Origin of the sequence: Erwinia sp. MYb416 (genome assembly GCF_037479575.1) — a bacterium.
GTDB classification, from domain to species: domain Bacteria; phylum Pseudomonadota; class Gammaproteobacteria; order Enterobacterales; family Enterobacteriaceae; genus Erwinia; species Erwinia rhapontici.
In genome coordinates, this window is the sequence record NZ_JBBGYT010000422.1 from 112557 (window position 1) to 129310 (window position 16754).

Sequence of the window (16754 nt, forward strand, 5' to 3'; positions counted from 1 at the left end):
AAAACTGCGGAGAAGATTCAGAAGGAAGCTCAGGACCGGAGAAAACTCCGGCCCTGAGAAAAGCGGTATTACGCTTCTTTCGGACCGCGGCTTGCGCGCTTACGGTCGTTTTCAGTCAGGTGACGTTTACGGATACGTACAGACTGTGGAGTCACTTCGACCAGTTCGTCATCATCAATGAACTCAAGCGCCTGCTCGAGGGTCATTTTCTGAGGTGGAACCAGAGTGGTGGCTTCATCAGTACCGGAAGCACGCATGTTGGTCAGCTTCTTACCGGTCAGGCAGTTCACAGTCAGGTCGTTAGAACGTGAGTGAATACCGATGATCTGGCCTTCATACACTTCAGCACCGTGGCCGAGGAACAGCTTACCGCGATCCTGCAGGCTGAACAGGGCGAACGCGACTGCTTTACCCTGGCCGTTAGAGATCAGCACGCCGTTCTGACGCTGGCCAACTTCGCCTTGACGCACATCGTCGTAGTGGCTGAAGGTGGAGTAGAGCAGACCGGTACCGGAAGTCATGGTCATGAATTCGTTACGGAAACCGATCAGACCACGGCTTGGGATCTCATAGTCGAGACGCACACGGCCTTTGCCATCCGGATCCATGTTTTTCATGTCACCTTTACGCTCACCCATCGCCTGCATCACAGAACCCTGATGCTGTTCTTCGATGTCGAGGGTCACGTTTTCGAATGGCTCCTGCTTGCGGCCTTCGAATTCACGGAAGATAACTTTTGGACGGGATACCGCCAGCTCGAAACCTTCACGACGCATGTTTTCGATCAGAACTGACAGGTGAAGTTCACCACGACCTGATACGCGGAAGGCGTCAGCATCTGGGGTTTCTTCAACACGCAGTGCCACGTTGTGCACCAGTTCTTTGTTCAGACGGTCAAGGATCTGACGTGAAGTCACATACTTACCTTCTTTACCGCAGAACGGAGAGGTGTTAACGCAGAAGAACATGGTAACCGTTGGTTCATCAACGCTCAGGGCTGGCAGCGCTTCCACATTCTGAGTATCACAGATGGTGTCAGAGATGTTCAGTTCGCCCAGACCGGTGATAGCGATGATGTCGCCGGCTTCCGCTTCAGTCGCTTCGATACGCTCCAGGCCCATATGGGTCAGAACTTTACCGACTTTAGCGTTACGGGTTTTGCCTTCGCTGTTGATCACAGTGATCTGCTGGTTAGGACGCACTTTACCGCGCTTGATACGGCCGATACCGATAACACCCAGGTAGTTGTTGTAGTCCAGCTGGGAGATTTGCATCTGCAGCGGGGCTTCCAGCTCAACCTGTGGTGGAGAGACGTGCTTAACAATCGCCTCATACAGCGGGGTCATGTCTTCCGCCATATCGTTGTGATCCAGGCCTGCAATACCGTTCAGGGCTGAAGCATAGATAATCGGGAAGTCGAGCTGCTCGTCGGTCGCATCCAGGTTAACGAACAGGTCAAACACCTGATCAACAACCCAGTCAGGACGCGCGCCAGGGCGGTCGACTTTGTTAATTACCACGATCGGCTTCAGACCATTAGCAAACGCTTTTTTGGTCACGAAACGGGTTTGCGGCATCGGGCCATCCATTGCATCCACAACCAGCAGCACCGAGTCGACCATTGACATCACACGCTCTACCTCACCGCCGAAGTCGGCGTGTCCTGGGGTATCCACGATGTTGATGCGGTAGTCATTCCATTTAATGGCGGTGTTTTTTGCGAGGATGGTAATCCCACGCTCTTTCTCCAAATCGTTGGAGTCCATTACGCGTTCGGTTGCTTCGGTACGGGCATCAAAGGTCCCGGACTGCTGCAGCAACTTATCAACCAGGGTAGTTTTACCATGGTCAACGTGGGCAATAATGGCGATGTTACGCAAATTTTCGATCACAGCTTTGCCTCAGGCATTAGAAATAGCGCGCTATTGTACACGGATTAATCGAAGGACTGAACAGGATCACATATTTCATATAAAGATAACTGTCCGGATTGCATTTACAGCCATTTTCAGTGCAAACATTGCACTTGGACGAAAATTTGCACCAAAAGAGTGCCCATTTATCATTCAATGGCACCAAAATGGTGCGCGACTTCCATCGTGGTGCAGTCCTCGTCTCACGAGAGGGCGCATCATAGCGCTTTTTTCGTTAAATAAAAAAGTTGGCATAGATTTCGCAAATACTCATTAAGCGAAAAACGCCAGTTTCCACAACGGTTGTAAGCTTGTGAGAGATCTTTATTATCGGAGTTAGCGCGGCGAATAGCAAAGCGCACCGGTGAAGTTCTCTAAACACGACGCCAATGACAAAATCCAGGAGAGTTAAGTATGTCCGCTGAACACGTTCTGTCGATGATGAACGAGCACGAAGTCAAATTTGTTGACCTGCGTTTTACCGATACCAAAGGTAAAGAGCAGCACGTGACTATCCCTGCTCATCAGGTTAACGCTGACTTCTTCGAAGAAGGCAAAATGTTTGACGGCTCCTCGATTGGTGGCTGGAAAGGTATCAACGAATCCGACATGGTTCTGATGCCAGACTCAACCACCGCAGTCATTGACCCGTTCTTTGCTGATTCTACACTGATCATCCGTTGTGACATCCTCGAGCCAGGCACCATGCAGGGCTACGACCGCGACCCGCGTTCCATCGCGAAACGCGCTGAAGATTTCCTGCGCTCTTCCGGCATTGCAGACACCGTTCTGTTTGGGCCAGAGCCAGAGTTCTTCCTGTTCGATGATATCCGTTTCGGCAGCAGCACTTCAGGTTCACACGTTGCTATCGACGACATCGAAGCTTACTGGAACTCCGGTAAAGAATATGAAGGCGGTAACAAAGGCCACCGTCCAGGTCTGAAAGGCGGCTACTTCCCAGTGCCACCCGTCGACTCAGCGCAGGATATCCGTTCTGCAATGTGTCTGACCATGGAACAGATGGGCCTGGTCGTTGAAGCTCACCACCACGAAGTGGCAACGGCGGGTCAGAACGAAGTGGCAACCCGCTTCAATACCATGACCAAAAAAGCTGACGAAATTCAGATCTACAAATATGTTGTGCACAACGTCGCTCACGCTTACGGCAAAACCGCGACCTTCATGCCAAAACCGATGTTCGGTGATAACGGTTCTGGAATGCACTGCCATATGTCTCTGTCAAAAGGCGGCACTAACCTGTTCGCGGGTGACAAATACGGCGGCCTGTCTGAAATGGCGCTGTTCTACATCGGTGGTGTAATCAAACACGCTAAAGCAATCAATGCTCTGGCGAACCCGACCACTAACTCCTATAAGCGTCTGGTCCCAGGCTACGAAGCGCCAGTTATGCTGGCTTACTCTGCCCGTAACCGTTCTGCTTCTATCCGTATCCCAGTGGTTGCCAGCCCGAAAGCACGCCGTATTGAAGCGCGCTTCCCTGACCCTGCTGCAAACCCATACCTGTGCTTCGCTGCACTGCTGATGGCTGGCCTGGACGGCATCATCAACAAGATCCACCCTGGCGATGCAATGGACAAAAACCTGTACGACCTGCCACCGGAAGAAGAAGCTGAGATTCCAAAAGTTGCAGGTTCTCTGGACGAAGCCCTGGCTGCACTGAACGAAGACCGCGAGTTCCTGACCCGTGGTGGCGTGTTCACTGACGATGCTATCGAAGCTTATATCGAGCTGCGTAAAGCAGAAATGGACCGCGTTCGTATGACTCCGCATCCGGTTGAGTTCGAACTGTACTACAGCGTTTAATTTAGAAGTAAGCCCGACGAATTTCATGTTGCAGCAAGGCGGCAATCGAAGGAGGCCCGATGAGCTTAGTCCGCTAAGTGATTCGGGTGACTGAGAGAAGCCAACACAGCTGCGGCGTGAAAGACGTCTGGGATTTTGTTGCCGTGGAAACTTTCAGCCCATCTCAGGATGGGCTTTTTTCACCACGAATTCCCGGTAATGTCAGACGATTTTCGCGTTTTATGGCTATAATGCACTAAATTGGTGCATAACTACTTCAGGAGAATGCTGTATGGCAACTGGCCCGCTGCCCGATGCTGGGCAGATTCTCAATTCACTGATCAACAGTATCTTACTGGTTGATGGTGCGTTGGTGGTTCATTACGCCAACCCTGCCGCGCAGCAACTGCTGGCGCAAAGTTCCCGCAAGCTGTTTGGTACGCCACTGCCGGAACTGATGGGTTATTTTTCCCTGAATATTGAGGTCATGCTCGAAAGTCTGGATGCCGGACAAGGTTTTACCGACAGCGAAGTGACCCTGGTGGTCGACAGCCGTGCGCACATTATGTCGCTCACCGCACAACGTCTGCCCGAAGGATTGATTCTGCTGGAAATGGCGCCCATGGATAATCAGCGCCGGCTGAGTCAGGAACAGCTACAACATGCGCAGCAGGTAGCAGCACGTGATTTAGTGCGTGGACTGGCACACGAAATTAAAAACCCGCTGGGTGGGCTACGCGGTGCAGCACAACTGCTGGCCAGAGCCCTGCCCGACCCGGCGTTAACGGAATACACCAAGGTCATCATTGAACAGGCCGATCGCCTGCGCAATCTGGTCGACCGTCTGCTTGGCCCGCAACAGCCCGGTATGCATGTCACACAAAGCATCCATCAGGTGGCTGAACGTGTGGTGAATCTGGTCTCGATGGAGCTGCCCGATAATGTGGTGCTTGTCCGCGATTATGACCCGAGCCTGCCTGAACTGCCGCACGACCCGGACCAGATAGAACAAGTCCTTTTGAATGTAGTACGCAACGCCCTGCAGGCGTTGGGTGAAGAAGGCGGCACGATTACTTTACGTACCCGAACGGCGTTCCAGTTAACGCTGCACGGAACACGCTATCGCCTGGTGGCACGCATCGATATTGAAGATGACGGCCCCGGCATTCCGGCACAGCTGCAGGATACGCTGTTTTACCCGATGGTAAGCGGCCGCGAAGGCGGTACCGGGCTGGGGTTATCGATTGCCCGCAGCCTGATCGATCAGCATTCGGGAAAAATAGAGTTCCACAGCTGGCCTGGACACACTGAATTCTCGGTTTACCTGCCTATTCGCCAGTGAGGTTTCTATGCAACGAGGGATAGTTTGGATCGTCGATGACGATAGCTCCATCCGCTGGGTGCTTGAACGCGCGCTGACCGGAGCTGGTTTAAACTGCGCAACGTTTGACAGCGCAAACGAGGTACTGGAAGCCCTTGCGACCAAAACCCCAGACGTTTTACTGTCAGATATTCGTATGCCCGGTATGGACGGCCTGGCGCTGTTAAAGCAGATCAAACAGCGGCACCCTATGCTGCCGGTGATCATTATGACAGCGCACTCAGACCTGGATGCTGCCGTCAGCGCTTATCAACAGGGCGCGTTTGATTACCTGCCGAAGCCTTTCGATATTGATGAAGCCGTTGCACTGGTTGAGCGCGCCATCAGTCACTATCAAGAGCAGCAGCAGCCGCGCAATCAGCCCGTCAGCGGGCCTACCACCGATATCATCGGTGAAGCGCCAGCAATGCAGGATGTTTTTCGTATTATCGGCCGCCTGTCGCGCTCGTCGATCAGTGTGCTGATTAACGGTGAATCCGGTACGGGTAAAGAGCTGGTTGCTCATGCACTGCATCGCCACAGTCCGCGTGCGAAAGCGCCATTTATCGCGCTGAATATGGCGGCGATCCCTAAAGACCTGATCGAATCAGAACTTTTTGGTCATGAGAAAGGGGCGTTTACCGGTGCCAATCAAATTCGACAAGGTCGTTTTGAACAGGCCGATGGCGGTACGCTGTTCCTCGATGAAATTGGCGATATGCCACTGGATGTTCAGACCCGTCTGCTGCGAGTGCTGGCCGATGGTCAGTTCTATCGTGTCGGGGGCTATGCGCCGGTCAAGGTGGATGTGCGTATTATTGCTGCGACCCACCAGAATCTGGAGCTGCGCGTGCATGAGGGGAAATTCCGTGAGGATTTATTCCACCGCCTGAACGTGATCCGTGTGCATCTGCCTCCCCTGCGTGAGCGTCGTGAAGATATTCCGCGTCTGGCGCGTTACTTCTTACAGGTCGCCGCCAGAGAATTGGGGGTGGAAGCCAAGATCCTGCATCCTGAAACGGAAACCGCGCTCACGCGGTTGCACTGGTCTGGCAACGTCCGCCAGCTGGAGAATACCTGTCGCTGGCTGACGGTGATGGCCGCCGGGCAGGAAGTCCTGATCCAGGATCTACCGCCAGAGCTGTTTGAAACATCGACGCCAGAAAACCCGGTTCAGTCATTGCCGGACAGCTGGGCGACGTTGCTGGCACAGTGGGCGGACCGCGCACTGCGCTCCGGTCATCAAAACCTGCTGTCGGAAGCGCAACCCGAGATGGAGCGTACGCTGCTGACTACCGCCCTGCGTCATACGCAGGGTCATAAACAGGAAGCGGCTCGTCTGCTGGGCTGGGGACGCAATACGCTAACACGTAAGCTGAAAGAGCTGGGAATGGAATAACAGACGAGGGCGGATAAAGAGCGGACCGAAAAAGAAGGTCCGCCCCTACACGTTCCAGCTGTAGGGTCCGATCATTTTTTCCGATCGGGCCTTTGGGGCGACCATTTTTTTCGGTCGCCCCGGCCATCAGATCACCCGTGAAAATTGTCCCCCAGATGCTTTCTGACGCAGGTAACGGTCGAAGCACATGCAGATATTCCTTATCAGTAAACGGCCCTTAGCGGTGACGACAAGGCGGCTGTCGTGGCATTCCACCAGCCCGTCCACCATCAGTGGCGTCAGCAGAGCCAGATCGTCGGCAAAATACTCACGGAAGTGAATTCCCCATTGCGTACTGATGGCGTCAAATGACAGCGAGAAGTTGCAGATCAGACTTTTAATCACATCCCGCCGCAGACAATCATCTTCACTCAATTGCAAGCCGCGCCACAGGGCGGTTTTTCCTGCCCGTATTTCTGCGTAATAGTGTTTCAGCTCTTTGTGGTTTTGCGCGTAACTGTCCCCGATCATACTAATCGCTGAAACGCCCATTCCCAGCAGGTCACTGTCACCCTGCGTCGTGTATCCCTGGAAGTTGCGGTGCAGTTTCCCCCCACGCTGAGCAATAGCCAGTTCGTCATTGTGCCGGGCAAAGTGGTCCATGCCGATAAACTGATACCCTTGCGCGGTGAGCGTCGTGATGGTTTGCCGCAAAATCTCCAGCTTTTCCAGGGCGCCGGGCAGCTCCTCATCCTTGATTTTACGCTGAGCGGGGAACAGTGCGGGCATATGAGCATAGTTAAAGACACTCAGACGATCCGGGTTCAGCTCAGCCACTTTTTGCAAAGTGAAAGCAAAACTCTCTGGGGTCTGTGCAGGCAGGCCATAAATCAGATCAATATTCGTGGAGGCAAAACCCAGCTCACGCGCCCGTGCCATCAGGGAAAAGATCATCGCTTCATCCTGTACGCGATTCACCTTCTCCTGCACCTGCTTATTAAAATCCTGCACGCCCATGCTCAGGCGGTTAAAACCTTCGGCTCGCAGATGATCAAGCACGGTGAGCTCAATTTCCCGCGGGTCGACTTCAATTGAGATCTCAGCACCCTCCGTAAAGTGAAAGTGCTGGCGCAGACAGGTCATCAGTCGGCTGATTTGCGCTTTATTGAGGAAAGTGGGAGTGCCGCCCCCCCAGTGCATCTGACTGACGGTGCGATGCTGGAACAGCGGTGCACGCAGGGCGATTTCCTGCACCAGTACATCCAGATAGTCATCCGCTTTATGCTGCTGACGCGTGACCTGCTTATTACAACCGCAGAAGTAACATAGCTTGTGGCAAAAGGGGATGTGCAGATAGAGCGACAGCGGCCGTTCAGGGTAACGCTGCGTTGCCTGAAGAAAAGCCGGCTCGTCGTAATCCTGATGGAATTCCAGTGCGGTCGGATAAGAGGTATAGCGGGGACCGGCGGTATTGTACTTCTGAATGAGCGGGAGATCCCACTCTGTGGTCTGCATCTGCATGGCGGCTTCCCTTATCGTCGTCGCATTGACCGCCGCGTGACAGGAAGCTGCTGGCTGACGATCTTGCTGCGCAGCCGGGTTTTCAGCCGCGATAGCCGCTGTAGTTTAACGAATAACCACCCCAGCCAGCACAGCAGAATCAACGCAATAATTGATCCAGGCCAAATCATCACCAAAAACCCTACAAAGAAAAGGCAGCGCTAAATTGCGCTGCCTCATGTTACGTCAGAGAGACGAGAGGATCACTGGCCGCCTTTGAGCAGGCGATACATATCTTCTTCTGCCTGCTCATCTTCTGCATCATCGTCCAGGGCAATCCCTAACTGCTCCATCAGCACGTCGATACGATCCAGTGACTGATCCAGCCACGCCTGCTCTTCAGCTGACAGTGCATCGCCATTTTCCAGACGATCGAGCAACGCATCCAGACGCTCGTCATTTTCCAACTGCGCCAGTTCTTCTTCTGGTGACAGACGAGCCTTCTTCTCTACAACGGGTTTTGCCACTTTTGCCGGCTTCGGCTTGCTGGCAACCACATCCGGGCCCAGGGCAATCGGTTTTTTACTGCCGATACGTGGGTCTTTGGCCGGTTTGCCGTTAGCGCCTTTCTTGCTCTCGGCGACCGGGTTAGCCCGACTGCCGGAAGTATTGCCGCTGTGCTTTTTATCACGCTTGCGGTCTCGCGCTTCCTGATTAATCTCATCACGCGTTTTACGTTTCACTTTGGCTCCCGGTTTTTTATCCTGGGGCGTGCGTGCAGGTTGCTTCATGGTTTCTGCTCTCAGACGTTTATCTTCAGTATAGAATTGCCGCGAAATCTAGCAGAAAGCAGACAAAGAAAAAAGGCGGCAGGTCACCCTGTCGCCTTTTTTCGCACCTTCCGCAGAAGGACTGACAATGTCAGCATCCTTATTAGCAGCCAGCATCCCTGTTTTCCTTTGCCTTTACTCAATCCTGTGAGCGTTCCTGAATCCTTGTCGCGCACACCTGTGCACATTTCCTTCCCTGCCCAAGATCGTCCTGATGCTCCCTGAGCACTTCATCCTGAAGTGAAATATCCTGTTTCTGGATACAAATGTAGACTAACCAGTCCGGCAAACAAGGTGACATAAGTAATTTTTACTCTGTTTTTTTTGGCCATTTCACAACCCTATGAAAATTAGTAAAAAATCCATTTTTTTAATTTCAAAATACAGAGAGTACTCGCAGGGTGAATGGTCAATGTCTCACAGCACTCGATCATGCAGTGTCTTACCGGGCGCTTTACCGCTATACAGGGTATAATCAGCACAATTGTCCTTTCTTACCTGGAGTATCTATTTTGTCTGGCTGGAATTATCACGTAACCCATTTTGTCACCAGCGCCCCCGATATCCGCCACCTGCCTGCCGATACTGGCATTGAGGTTGCTTTTGCCGGGCGTTCTAACGCGGGTAAATCCAGCGCACTGAATACGCTGACTAACCAGAAAGGCCTGGCTCGTACCAGTAAAACCCCTGGTCGTACCCAATTGATCAACCTTTTCCAGGTTGCTGAAGGCTACCGTCTGGTCGACCTGCCAGGCTACGGTTACGCGCAGGTCCCGGAAGAGATGAAGCTCAAATGGCAACGTGCGCTGGCGGAATACCTGCGCGATCGTCATTGTCTGAAGGGACTGGTAGTGCTGATGGATATTCGCCATCCGCTGAAAGATCTCGATCGTCAGATGGTGATGTGGGCCGTACAGAGCGGGATTGAAGTACTGATTTTGCTGACTAAGGCCGACAAACTGGCATCCGGGGCGCGTAAGGCCCAGCTGAACGCGGTTCGTGAAGAGGCAAAAACCTTCCTCGGCACTGTCGATGTTGAAGCGTTTTCATCACTCAAGAAAATTGGTGTGGATAAACTGAGCCAGAAACTGGACAGCTGGTATCGTGATATTCCTCCGGCAACCGAAGACGATATTCCTGCCGAATAACCCGCCTGCCCCCTACGTTTCGCCCAATAAAAAACGCCCCAGTCATTACTGACTGGGGCGGCTAAAATATTCAGCCAAATCCGATTACGTGAAGTAAAAGGTCTGAAAGATAGAACATCTTACCTCTGTACCCTACATCTGAAACTTTACATCATTTTTTGAGCGCTCAAAAGGGTTTTTTGTAGTTAATTTTCAGAAAACGACATGCATTATCCAACTCAAGTCACATAATGCAGTCGATCATGTAGCTTAATTACTAAAAAAGTGTTGCGGCAGAGATGGTTAGATGATGTCACTGGCGAAAAGGGATAACGCGAGTGGCTGAACCGTTTAAAGCGACAATGTTAGCAGGGACAATCCTGCGAGCTGATTTCGGGAGAGTCATCAGCCCACAGGACAGAGAAAAATGAACTTAGTGAGCCTGATCCCAGTTGTCACCCACACCAATATCAACGCGCAGCGGCACATCCAGTTTCATGCTGCCTTCCATCAACTGACGGATTTTCGCTGATGCGCTATCGACTGCATCGGCACGCACTTCAAACACCAGTTCATCGTGTACCTGCATGATCATTTTCACGTCACCGTTTGTCTGAGGCTTCAGCCATTCATCCACGGCAATCATTGCCCGTTTGATGATATCCGCTGCGGTCCCCTGCATTGGTGCATTAATCGCAGCACGCTCTGCCGCTTTACGACGCATCGCATTGCTCGCTTTAATCTCTGGGAGATAGAGTCGGCGGCCATCCAGCGTCGAGACATAGCCTTTCTCTGCCGCCAGTTCGCGGGTACTCTCCATATACTGCAGTACACCCGGGTAACGTTCAAAGTAGAGGTCCATGTACTTCTTCGCTTCACCGGCACCAATATTGAGCTGACGTGACAGACCAAAAGCACTCATGCCGTAAATAAGGCCAAAGTTGATCGCTTTAGCGCTACGGCGCTGCTCGCCGCTGACTTTATCCAGCGCAACGCCGAAGACTTCAGAGGCTGTCGCACGGTGAATATCCTGCTCGCTGGCAAAGGCGGTCAGCAGCCCTTTATCCTGTGACAGATGCGCCATGATGCGTAGCTCAATCTGTGAGTAGTCAGCCGCGACAATGCGACAGCCTTTCGGCGCGATAAATGCCTGACGAATACGTCGCCCTTCATCATTACGCACCGGGATGTTTTGTTGGTTCGGATCGCTGGAAGAGAGACGCCCGGTAGCCGTGACTGTCTGGTGATAAGAAGTATGTACTCGTCCGCTGTGTGGATTGATCATCAACGGAAGCTTATCGGTATAGGTGGATTTCAGCTTAGAGAGACCACGATGTTCCAGAATCACCTTCGGCAGCGGATAGTCCAGCGCCAGCTCAGCTAAGACTTCTTCGCTGGTCGACGGTGCGCCACCCGGCGTTTTCTTGGTGGGCTTGATGCCCTGCTTTTCAAACAGGATGGTTTGTAATTGCTTCGGCGAAGAGAGATTGAACGGTTCACCTGCCAGCTCGTGTGCCTTCAGCTCCAGCTCTGCCAGGCGGCTGCCCAGCTCCTGCGAGTGCACCGCCAGAATATTCTGGTCAATAAGCACACCGTTGCGCTCAATACGGGAGATGACCGGCACCAGCGGCATCTCAACCTGTTCAAAGACCTCTTTTGGCCCCTGCTCTTTCTGCAACTCTGGCCACATTTTCAGATGCAGCCGTAGCGTGACGTCGACATCTTCCGCCGCGTAATGCGCCGCCTGCTCCAGCGCGATCTGGTTAAACGTCAGCTGATTCTTACCTTTGCCGGCAATCTCTTCAAAGCTTACGGTTTTATGGCCCAGCCAGCGTGATGCCAGGGTATCCATATCATGGCGCCCGACAACGCTACTCAGCGCATAAGATTCCAGCATGGTATCGAACTGAATACCTTGTAGTTCAATGTCATAGTTTGCCAGCACGCCACGGTCGTACTTCAGATTCTGTCCGACTTTAAGCGCTTTGGGGTTTTCGAGCAGCGGTTTAAGCCGTGCCAGTACGGATTGACGATCTAACTGATCCGGTGCATCAAGGTAGTCATGTGCAACGGGCAGGTAAGCGGCTTCACCTGGGGCGATGGCAAAAGACAGGCCGATGATGTTAGCACTGAGCGTATCCAGCGAATCGGTTTCCAGGTCGAAGGCAAACAACTCGCTTTGCTGAAGCTTCGTCAGCCAGCTATCGAAGGTCGCTTCATCCAGAATGGTGACATAACCTTCGGAAGAGAGCACGCTAGCGACTTCTGCGGCATCCGGTTCCACGCTTGCATCCACTTTGCCTTTTGCGGCAGTGGGTCGACTCTTATTCCCTTGCAGCCAGGTACCTTCTTCCAGATCAACAATCCAGCGCTTAAATTCGTAGTGTTTAAATAACCCCAGCAGTTCTTCAACTGCCGGTTCTTCAACGGTCAGCTGATCGCAGGTCAATTCCAGTTCCACGTCGGTCTTAATCGTTGCCAACTGATAGGAGAGGAGGGCCATCTCCTTATTCTGTTCCAGTTTCGCGGCCATGGTTTTAGCCCCGCGGAAAGTCAGTGTCGCCACTTTATCCAGGTTGGCGTAAATATCCTTCACTCCGCCTAATCCCTGTAACAGTGCCTGAGCCGTTTTTTCACCGACACCCGCTACGCCCGGAATGTTATCGGAGGAATCGCCCATCAGTGCCAGGAAATCAATCATCAACGAGGGAGGGATACCGTATTTCTCAACCACTTCATCCGGGCCAAGAATCGCATTATTCATCGTGTTGATTAAGGTGATATTTGGCGTTACCAGCTGAGCCATATCTTTATCACCGGTGCTGATCAGCACCGGTTTACCGATTTTCTCTGCGGCCAGCGCCAGCGTACCGATGACATCATCAGCCTCCACACCTGAGATGGCCAGCAGCGGCAGCCCCATCGCTTTGACCATGGTATGCAGTGGTTCAATTTGCGCACGCAGATCGTCGGGCATCGGGGGACGGTGAGATTTGTACGCTTCAAATAATTCGTCGCGGAAGGTTTTACCCTTGGCATCAAATACCACTGCTACATGACTTGGCTTATATTGCAGCAGCAGGCTGCGCAGCATATTTAATACGCCGTACATTGCACCGGTAGGCTCGCCTGCGCTGTTGGTCAGCGGAGGGAACGCATGATAAGCACGGTACAGGTAGGAAGATCCATCTACCAGAATCAGCGGGTTTTCTGCAATTTTAGCCATAAGTCGTCACGTTCTTCTTTGGTTTTTGATTGGCGTTAAGGATGCCACAGCTCGCTATGAAAGATGAAATCTCAACGGCGAATAATCCACGGACAATTGTCATTTTGCGTTACGCTTCGCATTGACACGTTGTGGATAAGTTTGTGTGTAAATTTACTAACAGCAGCTAACCCGTGGAAATTCATTTAAAAATAAAATTAAATTTTGTTTATAATCATTTAGTTATTTATTCACTCCAGGATTAACTTTATGTTTTCCGGAATAAAGCTGATGTGGATATAAGTTGGTACGCTCAGAGAAAGAGACGATATCTACAACTGATGAAAGGGCATTTTTACGATAATTATCTCGTCAGGCGAGAAAGAAAACGCCGGCATTGCCGGCGTTAAGGGAAGTCTGTGCAGGCTTACTTCTGGGAAGTCAGGAATTTCACCACGTTGGCATACTGCTGAACATAGTTTTCCTGTGAACTGGTATCCAGGCCACCGTTGTTCACCATGTATTTGCCGTTGACGAACATCGCTGGCACACCACGCAGATCCAGATCTGCTGCGGCTTTCTCTTGCTGAGCAACCAATGATTTCACCACGAAGCTGTTCCAGGCGGCATCGTACTCTTCAGGCTTGATACCCGCAGCTTTAACGAAGACCGCTTTCAGGCTGGCAGGATCAGTGATGGTTTGCGTCTGCTGAATACCGTCGAAAATGGGTGCCGTTACTTTGTCTTCCACACCCAGAGCCATCGCTACTGCCCAGGCCTGCGTTACGGTTTTACCCATTTCGCCACCCAGGAATTCAACATGATACTTGGTGACTTTCACATTCTCTGGCAGGCCTTTCTTCACGGCATCACTCACATGCCATACATGCTCAAACTGGTAGCAGTGTGGGCAATAGAATGAGAAGAATTCGAGAACCTGTGGTTCGCCAGTCGCCGGTTTATCCAGCGTGACGTATTGCTGACCATCGGTAAATTGTGCGGCAGAAGCGCTGAATGCCAGAACCATACCGACGAGCGCAAATAAAATCTTTTTCATCGTCAAACTCTCTCCTGATTACATCTCAATAGGCGAACCAAAGGGTGATCACACCTGGAAAACAGGTGCAAGCTGTAGCGGAGGCTCTTGCAGCAGCTTGTTCTGTTCGTTAAAAGTGGAAATCTGTCTGCGCCAGAAATCCTCATCCGTCATCCACGGAAAACTGGCCGGGAAAGCCGGGTCGTGCCAGCGGCGTACAACCCATGCAAGATAATAAACCATCCGCATAGCACGTAAAGGTTCAATCAGTGACAATTCATGAGTATCAAATTCACAGAATTCACCGTACGCCTCTAGCAAAATGTCCCATTGCAGACGCTGCTCCTGGCGATCGCCATTGATAAGCATCCACAGATCTTGTACCGCAGGGCCATTACGCGCGTCATCCAGGTCAACAAACAGTGGGCCATCACGCCACAATATATTGCCCGGATGGCAGTCGCCGTGTAAGCGCAAAGGCTGCCACTGAGTATGCCAGCAGTTTTGTAAAGTTGTGCGCAGACGCCCGATACTGGCCAGTAAATCAGTTTTTAGCTTTGCGGGGACCAGCGTGCTGTCGGTGAGAATCTGTAACGGTTCATCAATGTATTCCTGTAATCCGATAGTCGGCCGCGACTCAAAGGTTTTCCGGCGGCCCACCTGATGGATTCGCCCGAGGAAACGCCCTACCCATTCCAGGTGATCGTAATTATCGGTTTCGTACTGGCGCCCGCCGAGGCTGGAAAAAACAGCAAACCAGAACCCCTGGTGCTGGTGCAGCATTGAGCCCTTCAGTTCCAGAGGGGCTGCCAGTGGGATCTCATCAGCAAACAGCTCAGAAGCGAACTGATGTTCTTCTTCTATCTGCGCCTGCGACCAACGCTGCGGGCGATAGAACTTCGCCACGTAGCGCCGTTTGTCGTCATCGGAGAACTGGTAGACGCGGTTTTCATAGCTGTTTAGCGCCGTCAGGCCGGATTCCACGCGCAGACCGGTCTCCCACAACGCATCCAGGATGGTATCAGGCGTCAGGGTGTGGAAGTTAAAAGCAGGTTCTTTCATCCGGCATGCTCGCTGATAATCGATAAATAATAGCCTGCAAGAGTACCATTAAATGGCAGCGGCAGCGGGTCAACCGCCTGATTTAATCCTTAATCACGCCCCGAGCACGCAGTAATGCTGTTTTGAAATCATCCTCATAGTCTTTCTTCAGCCCTGGAATTTCAGCATCTTTATCACTGCCCCGCATCTTGAGATGATAGATCAGTACATCATCCGTTAATTCACTAAAAGGCTGCTTAAAGCCGGCTTCATCGGCTAATTTCTGTAAAAACTCAAGTAAATTCAGATCAGGATCGTCCTGCCAGGCAGGCTGCAGCAAGCTGATTAATTCGTTAAGGCGATGGCATTTCATGCAGTTGTCCCTGTATAAAGAACCCAACATTAAGCATAGGGTATAAAACTAATGAATCGAATTTCCGCCCCTGAACGCGAAACCGTGACCGGCGTCATCCTTGCAGGTGGCCGTGGCAGCCGTATGGGGGGCGAAGATAAAGGGCTCATGCTGTGGCAGAACAAACCACTCTACCAACATGTTTTGCAGCGTTTTCAGCCCCAGGTCACTACTGTATGGATTAATGCCAATCGAAATATTGAGGTATATCAACAGAGCGGGTTGCCTGTGATATCCGATACGCTGGCAGCTTTCCCGGGACCACTAGCAGGAATGCTGGCAGCACTGCAACAGACAGAAACTGAGTGGGTAGTATTCACTTCCTGTGATACGCCATTGCTCCCGGATAATCTGGTTCAGAACTTGTGGCAGCATAAAGGAACAGCATCTGCGGTCTGGGCACGCACAGAAGAGCGAGATCACCCCACGCAAGCATTGCTGCACCGCAGTATTGCGGGTTCACTGCAACGCTATCTGGCGGACGGTGACCGTAAGTTGATGCTATTTCTTCAGCAGGCAGGGGGGCACAGTGTTTTGTTTGAGCGAGCAGAGGCTGCATTTCGCAATGTTAACTATCCGGAAGATCTCATTTAGGCTTTTATAGCAGGTAATCCCCTGACAAAACGGAGATTTTTCGTGTCAGATCGACGATTATCGCCAAATTCAAAGCACAAAAAAGCCTCATACTTTCGTATGAGGCTTGTCTGCTTATTTGATGCCTGGCAGTTCCCTACTCTCGCATGGGGAGACCCCACACTACCATCGGCGCTACGGCGTTTCACTTCTGAGTTCGGCATGGGGTCAGGTGGGACCACCGCGCTAAAGCCGCCAGGCAAATTCTTTGTGCTCTGTCCTGTGTCTTTTGTGCTCTGACTGCGTTGCCTGCGCTCGTAAGCTCAGTCACATACTTATCTATGCTCCTTCCCTCACTTCACTGGCCGCCTTGTCACAGCGCAAAATCCTTCGGACTTAATTCCGGTAACAAGCTGAAAATCTCTTTTGCGTCTCTCGAACGCCACCAGAACGCTTCTGGCGTTGTAAGGTTAAGCCTCACGGGTCATTAGTACCGGTTAGCTCAACGCATCGCTGCGCTTACACACCCGGCCTATCAACGTCGTAGTCTTCAACGTCCCTTCAGGGGTCTCAAGG

Annotated in this window: 13 protein-coding genes and 2 rRNA genes; 5 read left to right on the top strand and 10 right to left on the bottom strand. The window is 52.0% G+C overall.

Annotated elements, in window-relative coordinates; genetic code table 11:
* Positions 1–68: 68 nt before the first annotated feature.
* Entirely contained in the window at positions 69–1892 is a 1824-nt protein-coding gene (gene typA / locus WH277_RS07785; protein ID WP_133846473.1) for a ribosome-dependent GTPase TypA, read from the bottom strand.
* Positions 1893–2327: 435 nt separating this feature from the next.
* Here typA and glnA point away from each other — a divergent pair, with 435 nt between their 5' ends.
* From glnA to glnG, 3 genes are all read left to right on the top strand, one after another.
* Complete coding sequence (gene glnA, locus WH277_RS07790) at positions 2328–3737, top strand: glutamate--ammonia ligase (RefSeq protein ID WP_133846474.1); 1410 nt, start codon at positions 2328–2330, stop codon at positions 3735–3737.
* A gap of 271 nt (positions 3738–4008) precedes the next feature.
* Entirely contained in the window at positions 4009–5058 is a 1050-nt protein-coding gene (glnL, locus tag WH277_RS07795; RefSeq protein ID WP_133846475.1) for a nitrogen regulation protein NR(II), read from the top strand.
* A gap of 7 nt (positions 5059–5065) precedes the next feature.
* Positions 5066–6475 carry a nitrogen regulation protein NR(I) gene (gene glnG, locus WH277_RS07800; RefSeq protein WP_133846476.1) on the top strand — a complete coding sequence of 470 codons (1410 nt, stop codon included), beginning with the start codon at positions 5066–5068 and terminating at the stop codon, positions 6473–6475.
* 126 nt (positions 6476–6601) lie between these two features.
* Here glnG and hemN read toward each other — a convergent pair whose 3' ends face one another.
* Together hemN and yihI are read right to left on the bottom strand one after the other, a co-directional pair.
* Complete coding sequence (gene hemN, locus WH277_RS07805; protein ID WP_133846477.1) at positions 6602–7975, bottom strand: oxygen-independent coproporphyrinogen III oxidase; 1374 nt, start codon at positions 7973–7975, stop codon at positions 6602–6604.
* A gap of 242 nt (positions 7976–8217) precedes the next feature.
* Entirely contained in the window at positions 8218–8745 is a 528-nt protein-coding gene (yihI, locus tag WH277_RS07810) for a Der GTPase-activating protein YihI (RefSeq protein WP_171149626.1), read from the bottom strand.
* A gap of 551 nt (positions 8746–9296) precedes the next feature.
* Here yihI and yihA point away from each other — a divergent pair.
* Positions 9297–9932 carry a ribosome biogenesis GTP-binding protein YihA/YsxC gene (yihA, locus tag WH277_RS07815; protein ID WP_133846480.1) on the top strand — a complete coding sequence of 212 codons (636 nt, stop codon included), beginning with the start codon at positions 9297–9299 and terminating at the stop codon, positions 9930–9932.
* A 70-nt stretch (positions 9933–10002) separates the two neighbouring features.
* Here yihA and WH277_RS28680 read toward each other — a convergent pair whose 3' ends face one another.
* From WH277_RS28680 to WH277_RS07835, 5 genes are all read right to left on the bottom strand, one after another.
* Entirely contained in the window at positions 10003–10050 is a 48-nt protein-coding gene (locus WH277_RS28680) for a spot 42 RNA, inhibition of DNA synthesis (protein WP_071892919.1), read from the bottom strand.
* A gap of 294 nt (positions 10051–10344) precedes the next feature.
* Entirely contained in the window at positions 10345–13137 is a 2793-nt protein-coding gene (gene polA / locus WH277_RS07820; protein WP_339505183.1) for a DNA polymerase I, read from the bottom strand.
* 406 nt (positions 13138–13543) lie between these two features.
* Positions 13544–14173: a thiol:disulfide interchange protein DsbA gene (dsbA, locus tag WH277_RS07825; protein ID WP_133846482.1), complete on the bottom strand. Its 630-nt coding sequence runs from the start codon at positions 14171–14173 to the stop codon at positions 13544–13546.
* A gap of 48 nt (positions 14174–14221) precedes the next feature.
* Positions 14222–15214 carry a serine/threonine protein kinase gene (locus WH277_RS07830; protein ID WP_339505185.1) on the bottom strand — a complete coding sequence of 331 codons (993 nt, stop codon included), beginning with the start codon at positions 15212–15214 and terminating at the stop codon, positions 14222–14224.
* A gap of 82 nt (positions 15215–15296) precedes the next feature.
* Positions 15297–15566 carry a YihD family protein gene (locus tag WH277_RS07835; protein WP_159338298.1) on the bottom strand — a complete coding sequence of 90 codons (270 nt, stop codon included), beginning with the start codon at positions 15564–15566 and terminating at the stop codon, positions 15297–15299.
* A gap of 51 nt (positions 15567–15617) precedes the next feature.
* Between WH277_RS07835 and mobA the strand changes: the two genes are divergently transcribed.
* Positions 15618–16199 carry a molybdenum cofactor guanylyltransferase MobA gene (gene mobA / locus WH277_RS07840; protein WP_159338297.1) on the top strand — a complete coding sequence of 194 codons (582 nt, stop codon included), beginning with the start codon at positions 15618–15620 and terminating at the stop codon, positions 16197–16199.
* 123 nt (positions 16200–16322) lie between these two features.
* Here mobA and rrf read toward each other — a convergent pair.
* Both rrf and WH277_RS07850 read right to left on the bottom strand, forming a co-directional pair.
* Positions 16323–16438 (bottom strand): 5S ribosomal RNA (gene rrf, locus WH277_RS07845).
* 206 nt (positions 16439–16644) lie between these two features.
* Positions 16645–16754: ribosomal RNA gene (locus WH277_RS07850) — 23S ribosomal RNA — on the bottom strand; the annotation flags it as partial.